Source organism: Niabella insulisoli (assembly GCF_039652435.2).
In the GTDB taxonomy this organism is placed as follows: domain Bacteria; phylum Bacteroidota; class Bacteroidia; order Chitinophagales; family Chitinophagaceae; genus Niabella; species Niabella insulamsoli.
The window spans coordinates 708,120-726,142 of the sequence record NZ_CP190246.1 but is presented as its reverse complement, the minus strand read 5'-3'; the positions used below and the strand labels follow the sequence as shown (position 1 = coordinate 726,142).

The window sequence follows — 18,023 nt, the reverse complement described above, 5'->3', positions numbered from 1 at the left end:
TATTGAAAACAAATGTAAGGATGTGTTTTTATAGATGGCGAAATATTTAACGCTAATTGATTGTAAAAGTTTTACCGACAGATTACAGTTCCGATAAAATTAAACGCTCCTAAAAGCAAAGAGCCGGGATCCCGGCTCTTTTATTATTATCGTTATTCGAAATTACGCAGAATTTCTGCCCGCGTTGATAATACCGAAAGAACAACGCATTACTAACTTGCCGTAGGTGTCTTTCACTCCGTCTTTATCTTCTCCCGAAGTTTCTATTTGCCTGATTTTCGAAAGCGCATACTGCTGAATGGTGAGCAACGGCAACACGATCCGCTCGCGCATTGAAATGGAAAGTTTGTCCACCGGATAATTGTGCATCAGGCTTTCATTACCGGATAGTTTCAACACATACTCCAGCGTCAGTTTATATTCTTCATGAATCATGCGCCACAATTCGCCGAAAGTTTCATCCTCCGCCAGGTAAGCAGTTAGCGGAAAATAAGACTTCGACAAAGCCATCTCACAGTTATCAATAAGCGTTTTGAAGAAAAGCGAGTTTTGATAAAGTTTTTGAATTTCCTCAAACCTGCCGATGTATTCCATCTTTTTAAGCGCCGAGCCGACACCAAAAAACCCTGGAACGTTTTGCTTCAACTGGCTCCAGGCGCCTGCAAAAGGAATCGCTCTCAAATCTTTCAGGGAAATGCCGCTCTGCGATTTACCGCGTTTGGCAGGCCGGCTTCCAATATTTGTTTCACTGTAAAACCGCAGCGGACTTACTTCATAAAGGTAATTGGCAAGTAAAGGATGCTCTTTCAACTTCTTGTATTCATCAAACCCGTAGGAAGACAGTTCCTGCAAAAGCTCTTCCTGGTTGCCGGTCAGCGGCGCATGCCGGTCTGCATACAAATTATTGGTAATGCCCGCGTTTAACAGCTGTTCGAGGTTGTATTGGGCCGAATCAATAATTCCAAAGTTTGAACTAATTGTTTGCCCCTGAATGGTGAGTTGAATTTCGCGATTGGAAATATTGCTTCCCATCGAAGCATAAAACTTATGCGTTTTGCCACCTCCGCGAGAGGGCGGGCCGCCTCTTCCATCGAAGAAAACGACTTCAAACCCATAATATTTTGTGATTCTTGTAAGCTCTTCTTTTGCGCGGTAAATACTCCAGTTGGCCATAAGATAACCGCCATCTTTTGTGCCGTCGCTAAACCCTAACATGATCGTCTGGGTATTGCCACGCCGCTCCAAATGGGCTTTATAAGCCGGAATGCTATACAGGTTTTTCATGATTTCAGCAGCATTGCTCAGGTCATCGATGGTTTCAAAGAGCGGCACGATGTCAACATTCACTTCATCGTTGGCAAAGCCCTGCATTTTAAATAGCGCAAACACTTCGATAATATTCAATGTGTTTTCGCAATGGCTGATCACATAGCGGTTGCAGCCGGCTTCGCCATTCGATTTTTGAATTTCAGCGATAGCGTTCGGTATTTCCGCGGTATCCTTTATAACATCGTCTTCGTAAATATCAGTGTTGACTTTACGATCAATATTCAATAAAGCTTTTATTTTTTCTGCCTCACTTAGGTCATTATAATTTTCAGGAATGACGCCCCCGCTTTTGGTAGCTGTGATGTCCATCAGTTTTTGATGAATGCCGCTGTCCTGCCGGATGTCGAGCGAAGCAAAATGAAGCCCGAAAAGATCAATTTTATTAATCAGGCTTTGCACTTGCGCCGTAAACAGCGCATTATGATTTTCCTCCAGCGTTTGCTTTATCTGAACCAATGTTGCTTTAATCTCTGCTGTGGTAACATTGATTTCAAACCCGGGAACGAAAACATTATCGTACAATTTTGTCTCCAAAGCGGCGATAGGTTCTTCAACACCGTGGAACGTAAGCCTGCGCTTCAGGCGCCTTACATCGAGATAATAGCATTTAAGAATAGCGCTCCGAAGCGCGTCAGCCACTTTTAACGTCGTATCGCATTTAACAAAAGGGTTTCCGTCGCGGTCGCCGCCCGGCCAAAAGCCCATTTGCAACACAGGATTCTGCTCTGAAATAGCCTCAGGGAACTGGCTTTTCAACTCATTAAGAATCCTTCCCGCTGCCGTATAAAACACGTTTTCGAGGAACCACACCAGGCTGATCGCTTCATCGAACGGCGTTGGCTTTTTCTTTTTCAGAAAAGGCGTTTTGCCCAATTGCTGTAAATAAGTATTGATTTCTACCGAATCGTTTTTGATCAATGCGCGGCTCAAATCGTGTATGATACCCAACACCGATCCGGGGTAAAACTGGGTGGGATGGGCGGTGAGCACTAATCTTACACCAAAGGTTTTCAGTACTTCGGCCAAATCCTCCGCCTTGTTGGTTTGTAACACATCGCCCATCACCTGCTTCAGCGTACCGGCGCCATTCAGATCGTGTGTATTTTTATACGCTGCATCTTCGAGGGCATCGAACAACACCACCTGCCGCTCTACGTATTGATTGAATTTAAAAAGCAAATCTAACCGTTGCTGCTCAGTGGTTAAAGTGGTGTGGGTATTAAAAAACTCATTGATAATGTCAACCGGACTCTGATTTTTCGAGAATCCTTCTTCGCAATTATTTGAAAAAAGTGAAAGTAAAATCCCCGTCTTTTCCATTTTATGAAACGGCAAAGAGGTAAAAAGGCTGTTATATAATTGGAACCTCGTTCCAACTTCTGTTCTAAAATGATGTAAGCTTTTGCTAACCGCAATATCCATTACTCTTAAAAATTATGTGATCTGTTATTATTTATCCTATTTGAGCACCCGTTGCCGGGCAATCAAGCCGTTAAGATAATATTTTTTAGATAGATGTCGCGACTTTTATCATTATGGTAAGATTAATTCAATCAAACAGGCATTTTATTTAAAATTTTTAGGGAAACCCAGGCAAACCAGCCGCATGAAAAACTTTGCTGTTTTTGAATATTTTTTTACCGGAAATCAGGGTAATTCCGGCTTTTTTAAAACTTGTTTTCGGCGTTGGGCATCATTCAATTCTATATTTCAATTATTTGATTTTCAATTATTTGAAATAATTTTTGAAAATTTTAGCTTCCTAAAATACCATTGATAATGGTTTGCAACGCCCTTTTTGGCGTGCTATCTTTGTGTAACAAATACATAATCATTACTACATACCGGTATGATTAAGTAAAGCGCTCAAAAGTAACTTTCGCTTGTCTCGTTTTGTTTGCCGCCCGGCGATTTTAGCCCGTATAACGAGAAATAAAATATTGAAGAATTAAAAAAAGGAGACAATTATGAAAACAGTTCTTTTACAAGCAAAAAAGGTAGCCTACGAGTTAGGAGTATTATTTGCAAACACGTTGACCAGCGCCGGACCGGTGTCGAATCAACAAAAATAGAAGAAACGCCTGATGATGACAGGCACTTTACTTAAAACAAAATTTTTTAAAATATAAAACTTTATAACATGAAAACATATTTATCAAAAACAAAAATCTTCGCTTTAGCATTAGTTACTTTATTTTCAACTTCAATCGCTGCTCCTGCATTCGCGGTGAACGATGAAGATAAAAAAGCCGAAGTTGCTTACGTAGGAAACGTAAATGATTTACCCGTTTACAGACTGTCTTTGGATAACAAAGCCAACGAAGTGTTCTTTGTTTCGGTTACTGACAACGATGGTACTGTATTGTACAACGAAAAAGTTACCGGTAAAAAAATCGTTCGTAACTATCAGTTTGACAGCGATCTTTACAGCGAATACGATTTAACTTTTACTATTTCGAACACAAAAGGTAAAACCGTTAGCGTTTACAATGTGAGCAACAACAAAAAAGTGGTAAACGAAGTTGCTGTAAACAAAATCAAATAAGTTTTATCGCATTTTCTTCATAAAGAAAGCCGCTTCAATTGATTTTGAAGCGGCTTTTTCTTTGGGAACTTTTTTTGTATTATTTTCTAACTTCTGCCATGTCGGGAATAGCGTTGGTTTTATAAGCTCCGGCATCCAGTTTTTCTTTTACGGCTGTAAATGCCTCGAGCGTTGCGTTGATATCCTCGTCGGTGTGGCTCGCGGTTGGAATAAGCCTGTAAATAATATGACCCCGCGGAATAACCGGGTAAACGACGATGGAACAGAAAATTTTATAGTTTTCGCGAAGGTCCATCACCATGGCGGTGGCTTCTTCCACCCCGCCCTTCATATAAATCGGTGTTACAACAGAGTCGGTATTCCCGATGTCAAAACCTCTTTCTTTTAGGCCTTTTTGCAGCTTAAGCGCATTTTCCCAAAGTTTTTCTTTCAGCTCAGGACGGGTTTTTAATAACTCCAGCCTTTTTAGATTACCTACCACCAGCGGCATGGGCAAACTTTTAGCGAAGATCTGGCTGCGGATATTGTAGCGAATATAATCGATGATTTTTCTGTCGCCGGCAACGAAAGCCCCAATGGAAGCCATTGATTTGGCGAAGGTCGAAAAATACAGGTCAATTTTATCCTGAACGCCCTGGGCTTCACCGGCGCCTGCGCCTTTTTTCCCGAGCGTACCAAAACCATGTGCATCGTCTACCAATAACCTGAAATCGTATTTATCCTTAAGCGCGGCAATCTCTTTTAGTTTACCCTGGTCGCCGGCCATGCCGAAAACCCCTTCGGTAATTACCAAAATGCCGCCGCCTTTGTTTTGCTTTTCAAGATAAGCCGTGGCGCGTTGCATTTGCTTCTCGAAGTCTTCAATATTATTATGTTTGAAAACAAAACGATGCCCCGGATGCAGGCGCAGACCATCGATAATACAAGCGTGGCTTTCCGCGTCATAAACAATCACATCATGGCGGCTGCAAAGCACGTCGATAATGCTCACCATTCCCTGGTAACCAAAATTCAACAAGATCGCGTCTTCTTTTTCTTCAAACTCAGCCAATTCAGCCTCGAGCTTTTCGTGTAAATTGCTGTTGCCGCTCATCATGCGCGCTCCCATCGGATGGGCCAGGCCAAATTCGGACGCTCCGTCGGCATCGGCCTTTCTTATGTCCGGATGATTGGCTAAACCAAGATAATTATTTAAACTCCAAACGATTACATCATTCCCTCTGAACTTCATCCGGCTACCGATCTCTCCTTCCAACTTTGGAAATGCAAAATATCCATGTGCTCTTTCACGGTGTTGACCGATAGGGCCGTAGTTCTTCAACAATCTATCAAAAATATCTGCCATATACTAAAAAGTAATTTAATATGAGAAAAATTCGTGCAAATATAACACGCAAGATTTAAAGACGTACAAGATATATATCTGCTCCCTTTACCCGTCGTTCTTTATAGCGCAGATGACTGATGTGTTAACACACTCATTTTTTGCTTAAACCTTCTTGCTCTTTTGTGTAAGCCGGGTGTTATTAATCATCTTTTTTGCCAAAAATCTTTCTAAAGAAACCTTTTTTCTTTTTAGGCTCCTCGGGCGTGCCGATCGGCTTTTCTTTTACCACCTTTTTGCTCGTATCTTTTACCGGCTTTTTCTGCTTATTCGGATCTTCAGGCAAAGGAGCAGATTCCGGGCCGATATACTCTTCATTGTTCAGCATGTAGTCTTGCTCGGTGCCCACGCCAATGTCCTGGCCCTCGGCGCTCGGCGCAATACTTTCATCAAGAATAAGAGAAGACGGATCGGCGCTTACAGCTTCGTTGCTGAGGGTAGGCGGCTCTATAAAACGATCCTCTTTATTGATGCCCATTTCTTCATTAGCATATACTTTTTTGAAAAAATGCTCCCAGATAGGCCGCGCTGCTGCGCCTCCAAAACCTCCGGATCCTTCGTTGCGGATGAAACGGTCATCACTACCTACCCACACGCCGGCCAGCAGCTGGGGCACAAAACCCATGAACCAGGCATCGCTATTGTCGTTAGTAGTACCGGTTTTACCCGCCATTTCCGCAGCGCCCAGGCGGCCTCTCAACCCGGCCGCGGTTCCTTTGTCCACAGGCCCTTGCATCATGCGCGACATAATGTAGGCGGTCGACTCGCTGATCGCTTCTCTCCTGTTCACACTATAATCCAATCTTTTAATAACATTGCCATTGCGGTCTTCAATGCGGCTGATAAAATAAGGTTTGGTTGAAAACCCGCGGCCACCAAACATCGAATAGGCCCACATCATTTCAAAGAGCGATAATTCACACGCTCCCAGCGCAATGGACGGATGGGGCGCCACTTTGGTGGGAACGCCAATCCGCTGTAAAAAATCTACAAACTTGCCGGGACCCACCTGTTTCATAATATACGCGGTGGCACAATTTCGCGACCAGGCTAAGGCGTTCGCCATCGGCATGGTGCGGCCCGTACAGCTGCCACCGGTTGCCGGCACCAGCCTGCCGCCGCCAAAATTTTGCTGAATGTCCTGAACGGGGGTTTCGGGTGTGAAATTCAATTCTTCCACAGCTTCGCCATATAATAATGGCTTGATGGTTGAACCCACCTGCCGCTTGGTGTTGAGGTTAACGTGATCATATTTGAAAGTTTTAAAATCAATGCCGCCGACCCAGGCTTTTACTTCTCCTGTTAACGGATCCATGGCCATAAAACCAGCCTGTGTAAACAAACGATGGTATTTGATGGAGTCGTAAGGCGTCATCACCGTGTCTTTCGACCGCTCCGCATTCCACGCAAACACTTTCATCGGCGTTTTTTCATGAAAGGTCGCTTCTATTTCCTTGTCGCTCAACCCATCTTCAGCAAGATTGCGCCAGCGCTCACTCGCCTTCATTGCATTTTTCAGAATATTTTCATGCGACTTCCACACGCTGCCATTTTTCACAAATCCCTGGCGAATCACATTGCGGTACAATTGCGGCGCTTGTTTTGCCACCGCTTCTTCCGCGTAAAGCTGCATCACGGGGTTAATCGTCGTGTATATCTTCAACCCGTCGTTATATATATTATAGGAAGAACCGTCTGGTTTCGAAATTTCTTTAAGTATCTTTTTAACCTCTTCTCGTAAAACTTCGCGGAAGTAGGGAGCGTAACCCAAATCTTCACTCGGCTTTTGATAATTTAAAACAATGGGCTTTGCCTGCAGATTCGCTGCTTCGGCGGCTGATATATCGCCATTTTCAGCCATCCTGCCCAACACAAGATTGCGCCGGTCCATGGAAGCTTTGGGATTACGCCGCGGATTATATACGCCCGGCCCGTTAATGGTTCCAACCAAAAGCGCAGCTTCATCAACGTTGAGCTGGCCCGGCTCCTTTTGAAAAAATGTTCGCGATGCATTTCTAATGCCAAACACATTATCAGGATAGGGAACGGCGTTGAGGTATAACGCCAGAATTTCTTCTTTGGTAAAATTGCGCTCAAGTTTTACGGCAATCACCCATTCTTTTAATTTCTGAATGACACGTTTCACCGGGTTTCTTGCGCGCTCATTGAAAAGCGCTAAAGCCAGCTGTTGCGTAATAGTGCTACCGCCTCCTTTGGTGCCGCCAGATGAAATCGCGCGGAGCGTGCCGATAATATCGATGCCGGAATGCTCGTAAAATCTTTTATCCTCGGTTGCCACCAATGCGTTTATCACATTGGGGGAAATCTCTTTATACTTAACAATGCTCCTATTCCCGGATGGCAGGTAAAATTTCCCCATCAAAGTTCCTTCACTGGCATAAATTTCCGAGGCCTGGGCTATCGTTGGGTTTTCCAGTTCTTCGATCGAAGGCATTTTTCCAAACACCCCGAAATTGGCCATCAGCAAAATAGCTATGAAAAAACCAATTCCAATAAAAAATAAACGCCAAAAAAATCTTACGGATTGCTTCATCAAATTTTTTTTATGTCACCAACAAATCTGTTTCGCCAACCTGGCAAAATTGCGGTAAATCTACATCTTAAATTAATTATTATTTCTTAAAATTCAAAAATCGGCTTGCGGCTCCTTTCCCCCATTATTTATCTGTAGCTTTATCCCAAAAAGTTGGATCCGAAAAATTACAGTCCCTGGCTGCGCTATCTGGGCGTCAGCGCTCAATTGTTGGTTTTAATTGCTTTGAGTGTTTTCGCAGGCATTAAACTCGATGCAAAATTTAGCATCTCGCCATTATTGACCGTAGCCTTACCTTTGCTGATACTGGCCGCAGCTTTTTATAAACTAATTAAAGAAACCGGGAAAAAGAATAAAAAATAATGGAGCAAAACAAAGGGGCATCTTTTAACCCTATCAAACTAATGGCACTGGTTTTTACGCTTTTAACTGCTTTCTTCTTAATATTTAAAGAAAAACTGACGCAGGCGGGCATTGACCGGGATGTGGTTGTGATTGCTAATATCATCCTTTTCCTGGTCGGCATTTTAACGGTGAGAAACGCGTTAAAAGCAATCGATAATCCCAACCCGCATGTATTTGTTCGCGTTTTTTATTCAGGTTTTATCATTCGGTTGTTTGTATGCGCCATAGCCGCATTTATTTATATTTATTCGAACAACGGGCAGGTAGATAAAACGACTTTATTTGTGTGCCTGGGCATTTATGTGCTTTATAACATTATTGAGGTTTCTTCACTCCAAAAAGCATTGAGAAATAATAAGAATGGCTAAAAAGGAAGTGCCATTAATGCAACTATCGGCTTATTTGCCCGACCACACTTACGAACCGGTGGTCGCTTTTCTGAATTTCTATAAAGTGCATCTTACGATTGCCAAAAGCAGGAATTCGGTTTTGGGTGATTATCGCCACAGCGTTGATACCAAACACCACCGCATCAGTGTCAACGGCAATCTCAATAAATATGCTTTTTTAATTACGCTGCTGCACGAACTCGCACACCTGATCGCGTTTGAGAAATATGGCAACCGCATTCAGGCGCATGGCCGCGAATGGAAAACAATCTACGGCCAAATTCTCAGCCAGTTTATTGAAAAGCAGCTCTTTCCCGCCGATATACAAAAGGAGTTGTTGAAAACCTTACAAAATCCGGGCGCTTCTACCTGTTCGGAGGAAAACCTGCAAAGAGTTTTATACCGATACGATTCTCCCAAAAAGGGCTATAAATTAATAGAAGACCTGCCCGAGGGCGCCGTTTTCAAAATAAAAGATGGCAGAACTTTTCAAAAAGGAAAAAAGCGAACCAAAAGGTATAGCTGTGTTGAAATGGCAACCAGCCGCACTTATCTTTTTAGCCCGGTGTACGAGGTTTTAATGGTGACCGGCCCCAACGATTAAACACCATCGAGAAAGTGGTCGCTGACGTATTTGGCCACCTGGATCAGATCGCTGGTTTGATCATAAATGGCCAGCTGACGGTCGGCGCCCGTTCCCATCTCCATAATTTTATGAACATAGTCGATGCGATGCTGACTGCCCAGATGTGGAATAACGGGATCTATAAAATTCAGGAGCTCATAAATTAAAGCGCGTGTGTTCACCTCCTCTTCCTTTCCAAAATCTATAAGGTAGCCATCCAGCCCATAGCGGCTGGCCCGCCATTTGTTTTCGTTGATCAATGGCCGCGAATACTGAATATAATTCATGTTCTTGCTGCGCAGCATATAAATGCGCGCGCAGATCGCCTGAAACAGGGCGGCAATGGCGATGGTTTCGTCCACCGTCATCGGTATATCGCAGATTCTAAATTCGACGGTATTAAAAAACGGGTGTACCCGAAGATCCCACCAGATCTTTTTAGCGTTGTCGATACAGTTGGTTTTGATCAGCATTTTGACATAATTATCATACGCCTCAATGCTTTCAAAAGCATCGGGAATGCCGGTGCGCGGGAACTTGTCGAAAACTTTTGTGCGATAGGATTTGTAGCCGGTCGTCCTGCCTTCCCAAAACGGAGAATTGGTGCTGAGCGCGAAAATATGGGGCAGAAAATATCTTGTGGAATTAGCAATATGATTGGCCAGCTCGCGGCTTTCCATGCCAACATGCACATGCAGGCCGAAAATCAAATTGCTACGCGCCGCTTCCTGGAGCTCCGCAATGATTTCGTTATAGCGTTGATGATCGGTGATCAGTTGTTTTTCCCAATGACTGAAAGGATGAGTGCCGGCGGCCCCGAGCGTTAAATTGAGTGTACCGGCAATATCGCTGATCGTCTTTCTAAGAAATGAAACATCCTTATACGCTTCGTCAATATCCTGGCAGATATCGGTACCCACTTCCACAACAGCCTGATGCATTTCAGCCTTGACTTTATCTTTTATTGTCTTTTGCCCTTCCTGTACAATTTGCTGCTCATGGCTCTTTAGTTCAAAAGTGTCGGGGTCGAGCACCATATACTCCTCTTCTACTCCGAGCGTGAATGTTTTATAATTTAGAATCATCTTATGGACTTTTATAAGTATCGCTTGCGCGAAACGATCGTTAGCGCTTTATCGGCCTGCGCTTTGTTTAACATATTTTCCCCAGGTGAGATTATCGCCGCCGTTGTTAGCCAAAGCTTTTTCTATGGCGAAGTTGGCAGATGTTTCTACCACCCATTCAAAATTTTCCGCACCTACGCTGGCGATATCCGCATCGGGAGCGGGGTTGCAAAAATCGATCGCATAGGGCACACCTTCACGCAGCGCCAGTTCCACCGTATTGAAATCGTAACCTAAATATTCATTTATTTTTAAGACAATGTCGGTCATTTCTTTCAGTTTTTCTTCGCTGGGCGAAAACCCGGCCTGATACCGCAGGTGATGCGGGTTGCGCGGCTCATAAGGCATGATGCGGACATATTTTCCGCCTATACAATAACATCGATAGTATTCTTCAAATGCGATTTCTTCCTGCAGCAACATGACCAACTGGCCGGTCTCGTTGTGCTTTTCAAAAAATTCTTCTTTACTATTCAGCTTATAAACATTTTTCCACCCGCCACCGGCAAAGGGTTTCATGTAAGCTGGAAAACCCACTTCGTTAAAAATCGCTTCCCAGTCCAGCGGATAGGAAAGATTGCTGAATGACTCGCCGCTGGTATCATCCGGCATCTCGTTTGACGGCAGGATCGCCGTTTTCGGCACCGGCACGCCGATTTGCGTCATCAGGCAATTATTAAAATATTTATCATCGGCGCTCCACCAAAAAGGATTATTAATGACAGCTGTGCCGGTAACTGCCGCATTTTTTAGCCAGGTTCTGTAAAAGGGCACATCCTGCGAAATACGATCGATAATTACGGCATAGCCACTGGGCATACCCTGTAACGCTTTATTGATATGAACCGGCTCGGCCGTGATGCCTTCCACACCTTTACTATTAACTCTTTCAATAAACGCATTAGGGAACGATCTTTCCTTACCGTAAAGGATGCCAATTTTTTTCATGTGTTATACTTTTATGAAGTAAATGATTTTTGTGCAGTGTGACGTTTTTCTTAAAGTAAGTATTTAATGATACTGTAGCCAAATATATTTTTTTAAATGATATAAACAAAAATTGTTTGAACGCATTTTTATTCCTTTTAAGTTAACAATTTAATAATCTAAAATACATTTCTTTATTTTTGAATACATGGAAACAGCAGCAGCACCGCGGCTCGTGATGGACACGGTCACACTACAATCAAAATATTTAAAAAGAGAGGTTGCTATCAACCTTTATCTTCCCAACGACATTAAAGATACTGCGCGTATCAACCTATTGTTGATCAACGACGGTCAGGATCTGCCTGTTATGGGATTTGAACCCATGCTCACCCAATTGCTTGCCGACCATCGCATCGAACCCGTTCTTGCCGTAGGCATTACCGCGGGCACCCACCGCATACAGGAGTATGGCATTGCTGCAAAAAAAGATTATTTAGGCCGCGGCGCCAGAGCGGCGCAATACACGAGGTTTATATTGAACGAGTTGATTCCCTTTGTCAAAAAAACCTATAATATACCGCAGTTTAATGAGATGGCCTTTGCCGGTTTTTCACTGGGCGGCCTCAGCGCACTCGATATCGTATGGAGCCATCCCGGCGTGTTTTCAAAAGTGGGTGTTTTCTCGGGATCGCTTTGGTGGCGCAGCGTTGACCAGCTTGATAAAAAATATGACGACAACAAACATCGCATCATGCAACAACGCATCCGGCGTGGAAAATACAGTCCCGGGCTGACATTTTTTTTCGAATGCGGAAAACTTGACGAAAGCGGCGACCGGAACAATAATGGCATTATTGATTCTATCGATGACACCCTCGACCATATCAACGAACTTCTAAAAAAAGGCTATAAGCGCGAAGACATTACTTACCTGGAACTGGAAGATGGCCGCCACGACGTGGCTACTTGGGGGAAAGCCATGCCCGCTTTTTTGCAATGGGGATGGGGACGTGATTGACCAACACCATGACAATCCGCCTACCTTTCATAATAAAAAACGCAAAACAGCGCGCTTTAACTTTCGCCTGATTTTTGCTGTGAATACATCAAACAAAATCAAGGCCTTCTATGCCCAACGCACTCATCAACGAAACGAGCCCCTACTTATTGCAACATGCCCACAACCCCGTCAACTGGTTTCCCTGGGGTGACGAGGCTTTACAAAAAGCAAAACTTGAAGACAAGCCCATATTAGTAAGCATCGGTTACGCAGCCTGCCATTGGTGCCATGTGATGGAGCGCGAAAGTTTTGAAGATGAAGCAACAGCCACCCTCATGAACGAGCTTTTCGTTAATATTAAAATAGACCGCGAAGAGCGGCCGGACCTTGATCATATTTATATGGATGCGGTTCAGGCGATGGGGGGTAGCGGCGGCTGGCCGTTGAATGTTTTTTTAACCCCGGATAAAAAACCTTTTTATGGCGGCACCTATTTTCCGCCCCGATCGGTGATGAACCGGCCCGCCTGGAGCGATGTAATTAAAGCCGTTGCGGACGCTTTCAAAACAAAAAGAAACGAAATCGAAGAACAAGCTGCCGGGCTTACCGAGCACTTAGTTAACGCCAACCAGTTTGGCATCGATAAAGCGGCGGGAGACTTTTCGCTCAGCCAAATAGATACGGCCTGCGAACATTTGCTCAGGCAGGGAGATCAGCAGTGGGGCGGCTTTGGGGCGGCTCCAAAATTCCCGCAAACATTCTCTATTCAATTTCTTTTGAAGTATGGGCTGATGGAGCAAAGCCGATCTGCTGATCTTGCAGCAGCGGCGATGAAGCAGGCGCTGCTGAGCCTTGACAAAATGATCGAAGGTGGTATTTACGATCAACTGGGCGGGGGCTTTGCGCGTTACTCAACCGATTCGGAATGGCTGGCGCCCCATTTTGAAAAAATGCTATACGACAATGCCCTCCTCGTTACAACGCTAAGTGAAGCTTATCAATTCACTAAAAAAGAAACCTATAAAACCGCCATCATAGCAACACTTCAATTTATAGAAAGAGAATTGCTCGATCCGTCGGGCGGCTTCTACGCCGCGCTCGACGCCGACAGCCAAGGCGAAGAGGGCAAATATTATGTGTGGCAAAAAGAAGAAATAGCACAATTGCTGGGAGGCGACACCGAAGTTTATTGCGACTATTATAATATTTCAGCCAATGGCAACTGGGAAGGTAAAAATATATTGCGCATCCTGGAGCCCTTGCCGGTGTTTGCAGCTAACAGACAGTATAAAATAGATGATTTAAAACAGCTGTTGAAAAACTGCAACGAAAAGTTATTAGCAGCAAGGGAAAAACGCATCAGGCCTGCCCTGGACGACAAAATCATTCTTGGCTGGAACGCGCTTATGAACACAGCTTACAGTAAAGCCTTCGCTGCTACCGGCATTACCGCCTACAAAGAACGCGCGATTCGCAATATGCAATTTTTATTGAAAGTTTTTATTGACGAGGACGGGCACCTGAAACATACCTGGAAAAATAATGAAGCCCGGTACCCGGCGTTTTTAGACGACTATGCTTATCTGATACAGGCTTTGCTGCAGCTATATCGTATTTCGGCGGAGCCAGATTATTTATGGCAAGCCAAAGGTTTTTGCGAAAAAGTAGTGCATCAATTTTCGGAACCAGACGGGTATTTCTTCTATACCCCCGAAAACCAGACAGATGTTATTGTAAGGAAAAAGGAAGTGTATGACGGCGCCACGCCAAGCGGCAATTCCATAATGGCGCAAAACCTCGCCGAACTCGGCTTATTATTTGACCATTCCGACTGGAAAGAACGCGCATTTAAGATGACTCGCGGATTGAGCAAAGTTGCTGTGAAGTATCCCACGTCATTCGGCGTTTGGGTATCCTGTTGCTATCAGCAAACTGTCGGGACTAAAGAAATTGTTTTGCTGGGTAACTATGAAATGGCCTTACAAACCCTGCTGCAGCAAGCGCTGCCATTTACAGTTGTGATGGCGGCAGAAAAATCAGACCCGTCTTTTCCGCTTTTAAACGCGAAAACATCGGACGCGCCGCTTTCCATTTTTTTATGTGAAAACTATGCCTGTAGAAAACCGGTGCACAGCGTAGATGATTTGCTGGCAAGTTTATCATGCTAAAAGTCCCGGGCTGCCATTAAAATAGTCCCAAACCATTTTCGCCACCTTCCCAGCCGAGTCTCACCAGCGATCTGGTGAGTTGGCCGTGGACTCGACGTTTAAAACTGACTTGACTTACGCCGAGTCCCTTGCAGGAGACTCGGCTGAGAAGGAAGTTTATCATGCTAAAGGACAAAACTATGCGACTGTTTGTATTGATTATTGCAACAATTATTTCCACGCTTGCGCAGGCACAGCGGCCGCGGCTCATAGTGGTAGATAGTACCGGACAACCGAGCATCGATACCAACCGCTGGATGCCGCAATATGCAAAAAATGTGCTTGCGTCTATGAAACTTTCTTATTACAAAAATGATTGTTTAAAGAAATGCCCGGCGTCGAATGTTTTGAGGACAATCTGAAACTCAAAGCCATCATCGGTTGCGCCGGCAATCAATTGCATTCCACAGATGAGGCATTTATTGTGTTTTCTCCGTATACCGCATCTACTCCCGGGCTGACTCCATTGAATTGAAGAAAACTTTTCCGAATATGCCCCTCGGAAATGTAAATCAGCAGCACTGTGCTCAGATAAGAGCAAAAACACTTTTATCATTAGGTAAGAATGCTGCTATAAAAGGCAAGAACGCCAGCTTTAACTGGAAGCCTCATGTAAACTATTATCCGCAGGATGAAGCAAAAGCCAAGTTCAATGCAGACACAGCAATACACTTTTCAATAAGTTTGAAAGACAAAGAATATTTTAAAGGGAAGTATAAATATATCAAAGCGCTATTTCTACAAAAAAATGACTCAGGCTTCGTTAATTTGTATTGCCTGTATACCGAGGAGGGCAAAAAAAATATTCATCAATATTGGAAAGCCCTTGAAACCATCCTCCGTTATGATGAGTAAAAATGTTACCGGTTGGGTTAATCAGGACTGCCATTGAAACATCCCCACACGACTTTGGCCGCCTTCCCAGTCGAGTCTCACCAACGATCTGGTGAGTTGGCGGTGGATTCGACGTTTAAAATTGAATTGAACTTACGCCGGCTCCCTTGCAGGAGACTGGGCTGAGAAGGAAAAAAAATACAAAGTTGGGTTAATCCGGGCTACCATTGAAACAGCTCCACACGACTTTGGCCACCTTCCCAGTCGAGTCTCACCGGCGATCTTGTGAGTTCGCCGTGGACTCGACGTTTAAAATTGAATTGAACTTACGCGAGTCCCTTGCAGGAGACTCGGCTGAGAAGTAAAAAATACAATGTTGGGTTAATCCGGGCTACCATTGAAATAGCTCCACACGACTTCCTTCCCAGCCGAGTCTCACCAGTGATCTTGTGAGTTGGTCGTGGACTCGACGTTCAAAATGGATTTTAACTATGCGCCGAGTCCCTTGCAGGAGACTCGGCTGAGAAGGACAACAATTTTTTTTAGTCTTTCCCTGTAACAAAGATATTTCGTATAATCATGTCCCCATATTCCTTTATTAAATCTTTCTTAGACAAGTTTGCTCCACCTTGGGGAATTGCTTTTTTATTATTTTGAGAGTCTAACATAAATTCAACTAATATTCCAACTGGTTTTAACCCTTTTGCTAAAGCTTTTCGATATTCAACACCATTGACAAAGAAAAACTTAATGTACGTGCCACTGGCAGTTTCACTCCATTTTGTGTCGGGTTCTCCAAAGGCAAATTTGACTTCTGGTTTTATTTCCTTTAATAACCTGCTAAATCGTTGGCCGACGAAGTCATTTTTTCTTTCCATTAAAATGCTTGCATCGTTAGTCGTCTTTACTAACTGAGCGGTACATGACGTAGCTGTAACTACCAAACATGTTGTTAAAATAAACAGATAGAATTTCATATTAGTTTGTTTTTATTATTCAATACAGTCGCTTGCTACGTAAGTTTTTTCTCCATATTCTCCTTTACTTTCCTTAGCATTTCTTCTTTTAAAACTGCCGTTTGCGTTTTGCCTAACCAAAGCAATGCCGGCATTATATTTTTCGAAAATTAATGCCAATGCGACATCCGATCGTCCATTGGCTAAAAATTTGGCCTCTATAATTTCATCTCGTATTGTATTAGGAAATTCGGGTGAATAATTCTCTCCTGAAGGGGGAGGTACTTCGGGATAGTCCTTTAAAAATGTTTTCATTGCTGCGGTATTGGTAACTATTAAGCCGTAAACTGTTCCATCTTTAGTTATTAAATAGCGTGTTGTATAATTGCTGTTGTTTAATGCACTCTCCATAAAACCATACACATCACCGGCAGAAAACACCAAGTTATTGGGGTGCGTATGTATATCTCCAAAACGATTATCAACCGGTTTAAAAGGCCCTGCCGTTATTGAGTTACCATCGCTTCTACCGGATAATTTTATATTACCATTCTGATCTCTACCCAGCGCGTAACCGTGTTCTTTGCCATCTTTGGCGGTTTCTTTCAGGTCCTTTATAGCATCTTTAAATTTTTCATCTTTTGAGATTTCGGTAGCTTTTTCGGCGCCAACTTTTGCTTCTGCACATGGATCCCCGCTATCGGGATCAACAAACTCCCCACCAGGCGCAGGAGGGTAATTGCCGCCACCGCCAACACCGCCAACACCACCACCATAACCGCCGCCACCCCCGACATATCCACCGCCATATCCATCGTCGCACTCTTCGACATACTTTTCATGCCTGCAAAGCTGAACCACAGGACCTCCCAGTTCATAATCCCAATAGTTGCAATTGCCACTGTATGTGACGACTAAAGTTATATGGCAGTTAACACCGGTAGTTCCTCTCGGTACTGTGCCAGTATTGGGCTTTATACCTGAAAGATAATCTTGCTTTTTGGCTGCAAACTCGGCAGGTGTAATGTTGCTGCGATATCCCGGGACAACCTTCGCGAAATGAACGTCCCCTATCCATATATTACCGCTTTCCCCGGTTAATAATTCATAAAACTGATAATTACTTACCCGCGTAGAGCCAGTTACGTCTACCACCTCAGCATTGATCATGACAGTCCTCAGGGCGCCTTCCAAATCGTTGTTGCCCTTTTGTCTAAGCACCAGATTAAATGATGCAGGAGCAATGGTATCAGCTCCGGGAATTATTTTTCCGTACCCGTCAAATTCATAAGGCACATCTATATAATCTCTCCCTTCCCAATTATATTGGCTAGCAGTCTGCCAATTCAATTTACCCGTAAGCAACTGTCCGTCCGGGCTATGCACTGTAATGGTTTCATTTTTATAAGCCATTCCGTTTTTTTGCAGCCAGGCTCTGGCCTGTGCTTCATCAATAGGATGCGATTTTTGTAAAACATCTTGCCGCTGGCAACTTATAACGATACATGATGTCAAAAAGCATAGAACCGCAATCCGCCATTGCGCATGGTTAGTTAGCAACATTTTCATATTAGTTAGTTTGCTATAAAGATAATGGGTTTATGTATAACACAAAATCAAAAATCGCCACCTTCCCACTCGAGTCTCACCGGCGATCTTGTGAGTTGGCCGTGGACTCGACCTTTAACTTACGCCCGGTCCCTTGCAGGAGGCTCGGCCGAGAAGGAAAAAAATACAATGT

At 43.9% G+C, this 18,023-nt stretch carries 15 protein-coding genes; 8 read left to right on the top strand and 7 right to left on the bottom strand.

Annotation, left to right across the window (positions count from 1 at the left end; translation table 11 throughout):
- Positions 1–162: 162 nt before the first annotated feature.
- Entirely contained in the window at positions 163–2,649 is a 2,487-nt protein-coding gene (locus ABDK00_RS03130) for a phosphoenolpyruvate carboxylase (protein ID WP_346238049.1), read from the bottom strand.
- A gap of 820 nt (positions 2,650–3,469) precedes the next feature.
- Between ABDK00_RS03130 and ABDK00_RS03125 the strand changes: the two genes are divergently transcribed.
- Positions 3,470–3,874, top strand: coding sequence for a hypothetical protein (locus tag ABDK00_RS03125; protein WP_346238048.1), 405 nt, complete (start codon positions 3,470–3,472; stop codon positions 3,872–3,874).
- Positions 3,875–3,953: 79 nt separating this feature from the next.
- Here the strand turns inward: ABDK00_RS03125 and ABDK00_RS03120 are convergent, their stop codons facing one another.
- Together ABDK00_RS03120 and ABDK00_RS03115 are read right to left on the bottom strand one after the other, a co-directional pair.
- Positions 3,954–5,219: an aminotransferase class I/II-fold pyridoxal phosphate-dependent enzyme gene (locus tag ABDK00_RS03120; protein ID WP_346238047.1), complete on the bottom strand. Its 1,266-nt coding sequence runs from the start codon at positions 5,217–5,219 to the stop codon at positions 3,954–3,956.
- A gap of 181 nt (positions 5,220–5,400) precedes the next feature.
- Complete coding sequence (locus ABDK00_RS03115) at positions 5,401–7,812, bottom strand: transglycosylase domain-containing protein (protein ID WP_346238046.1); 2,412 nt, start codon at positions 7,810–7,812, stop codon at positions 5,401–5,403.
- Positions 7,813–7,965: 153 nt separating this feature from the next.
- On the opposite strand from ABDK00_RS03115, the gene ABDK00_RS03110 reads away from it, so the two are divergent.
- The 3 genes from ABDK00_RS03110 to ABDK00_RS03100 are packed head-to-tail and all read left to right on the top strand — an operon-like array spanning position 7,966 to position 9,210.
- Entirely contained in the window at positions 7,966–8,175 is a 210-nt protein-coding gene (locus ABDK00_RS03110; protein ID WP_346238045.1) for an AtpZ/AtpI family protein, read from the top strand.
- Positions 8,175–8,585, top strand: coding sequence for a hypothetical protein (locus ABDK00_RS03105; RefSeq protein ID WP_346238044.1), 411 nt, complete (start codon positions 8,175–8,177; stop codon positions 8,583–8,585). The genes ABDK00_RS03110 and ABDK00_RS03105 overlap by 1 nt, the downstream gene beginning before the upstream one ends.
- A complete protein-coding gene (locus ABDK00_RS03100) occupies positions 8,578–9,210 on the top strand; it encodes a SprT-like domain-containing protein (RefSeq protein WP_346238043.1) in 633 nt (210 codons plus the stop codon). Before ABDK00_RS03105 ends, ABDK00_RS03100 begins: the two co-directional genes overlap by 8 nt.
- Here ABDK00_RS03100 and ABDK00_RS03095 read toward each other — a convergent pair.
- Together ABDK00_RS03095 and ABDK00_RS03090 are read right to left on the bottom strand one after the other, a co-directional pair.
- Entirely contained in the window at positions 9,207–10,316 is a 1,110-nt protein-coding gene (locus tag ABDK00_RS03095) for a carboxylate-amine ligase (protein WP_346238042.1), read from the bottom strand. The two genes, ABDK00_RS03100 and ABDK00_RS03095, sit on opposite strands and share 4 nt — an antisense overlap.
- A 48-nt stretch (positions 10,317–10,364) precedes the next feature.
- Positions 10,365–11,303 (bottom strand): hypothetical protein, encoded by a 939-nt coding sequence (locus ABDK00_RS03090; protein WP_346238041.1) that lies wholly within the window; start codon positions 11,301–11,303, stop codon positions 10,365–10,367.
- Between the two features lie 187 nt (positions 11,304–11,490).
- On the opposite strand from ABDK00_RS03090, the gene ABDK00_RS03085 reads away from it, so the two are divergent.
- From ABDK00_RS03085 to ABDK00_RS03070, 4 genes are all read left to right on the top strand, one after another.
- A complete protein-coding gene (locus tag ABDK00_RS03085) occupies positions 11,491–12,303 on the top strand; it encodes an alpha/beta hydrolase (RefSeq protein ID WP_346238040.1) in 813 nt (270 codons plus the stop codon).
- A 110-nt stretch (positions 12,304–12,413) separates the two neighbouring features.
- Positions 12,414–14,453 carry a thioredoxin domain-containing protein gene (locus ABDK00_RS03080; protein WP_346238039.1) on the top strand — a complete coding sequence of 680 codons (2,040 nt, stop codon included), beginning with the start codon at positions 12,414–12,416 and terminating at the stop codon, positions 14,451–14,453.
- 179 nt (positions 14,454–14,632) lie between these two features.
- The gene (locus ABDK00_RS03075; RefSeq protein ID WP_346238038.1) at positions 14,633–14,854 is read left to right on the top strand and encodes a hypothetical protein; all 222 of its coding nucleotides are present in this window, start codon (positions 14,633–14,635) and stop codon (positions 14,852–14,854) included.
- A 130-nt stretch (positions 14,855–14,984) separates the two neighbouring features.
- Entirely contained in the window at positions 14,985–15,347 is a 363-nt protein-coding gene (locus ABDK00_RS03070; protein WP_346238037.1) for a hypothetical protein, read from the top strand.
- Positions 15,348–15,868: 521 nt separating this feature from the next.
- Here ABDK00_RS03070 and ABDK00_RS03065 read toward each other — a convergent pair.
- Complete coding sequence (locus tag ABDK00_RS03065; RefSeq protein WP_346238036.1) at positions 15,869–16,303, bottom strand: hypothetical protein; 435 nt, start codon at positions 16,301–16,303, stop codon at positions 15,869–15,871.
- Positions 16,304–16,318: 15 nt separating this feature from the next.
- Entirely contained in the window at positions 16,319–17,695 is a 1,377-nt protein-coding gene (locus tag ABDK00_RS03060) for a hypothetical protein (protein ID WP_346238035.1), read from the bottom strand.
- Positions 17,696–18,023 lie beyond the last annotated feature (328 nt).

Excerpts from the sequence above, each read along its gene's own strand:
- ABDK00_RS03130 (WP_346238049.1), bottom strand. The coding sequence starts at position 2,649 with ATGGAAAAGACGGGGATTTTACTTTCACTTTTTTCAAATAATTGCGAA.
- ABDK00_RS03125 (WP_346238048.1), top strand. The coding sequence starts at position 3,470 with ATGAAAACATATTTATCAAAAACAAAAATCTTCGCTTTAGCATTAGTT.
- ABDK00_RS03120 (WP_346238047.1), bottom strand. The coding sequence starts at position 5,219 with ATGGCAGATATTTTTGATAGATTGTTGAAGAACTACGGCCCTATCGGT.
- ABDK00_RS03115 (WP_346238046.1), bottom strand. The coding sequence starts at position 7,812 with ATGAAGCAATCCGTAAGATTTTTTTGGCGTTTATTTTTTATTGGAATT.
- ABDK00_RS03105 (WP_346238044.1), top strand. The coding sequence starts at position 8,175 with ATGGAGCAAAACAAAGGGGCATCTTTTAACCCTATCAAACTAATGGCA.
- ABDK00_RS03100 (WP_346238043.1), top strand. The coding sequence starts at position 8,578 with ATGGCTAAAAAGGAAGTGCCATTAATGCAACTATCGGCTTATTTGCCC.
- ABDK00_RS03095 (WP_346238042.1), bottom strand. The coding sequence starts at position 10,316 with ATGATTCTAAATTATAAAACATTCACGCTCGGAGTAGAAGAGGAGTAT.
- ABDK00_RS03090 (WP_346238041.1), bottom strand. The coding sequence starts at position 11,303 with ATGAAAAAAATTGGCATCCTTTACGGTAAGGAAAGATCGTTCCCTAAT.
- ABDK00_RS03085 (WP_346238040.1), top strand. The coding sequence starts at position 11,491 with ATGGAAACAGCAGCAGCACCGCGGCTCGTGATGGACACGGTCACACTA.
- ABDK00_RS03080 (WP_346238039.1), top strand. The coding sequence starts at position 12,414 with ATGCCCAACGCACTCATCAACGAAACGAGCCCCTACTTATTGCAACAT.
- ABDK00_RS03075 (WP_346238038.1), top strand. The coding sequence starts at position 14,633 with ATGCGACTGTTTGTATTGATTATTGCAACAATTATTTCCACGCTTGCG.
- ABDK00_RS03070 (WP_346238037.1), top strand. The coding sequence starts at position 14,985 with ATGCCCCTCGGAAATGTAAATCAGCAGCACTGTGCTCAGATAAGAGCA.
- ABDK00_RS03065 (WP_346238036.1), bottom strand. The coding sequence starts at position 16,303 with ATGAAATTCTATCTGTTTATTTTAACAACATGTTTGGTAGTTACAGCT.
- ABDK00_RS03060 (WP_346238035.1), bottom strand. The coding sequence starts at position 17,695 with ATGGCTTATAAAAATGAAACCATTACAGTGCATAGCCCGGACGGACAG.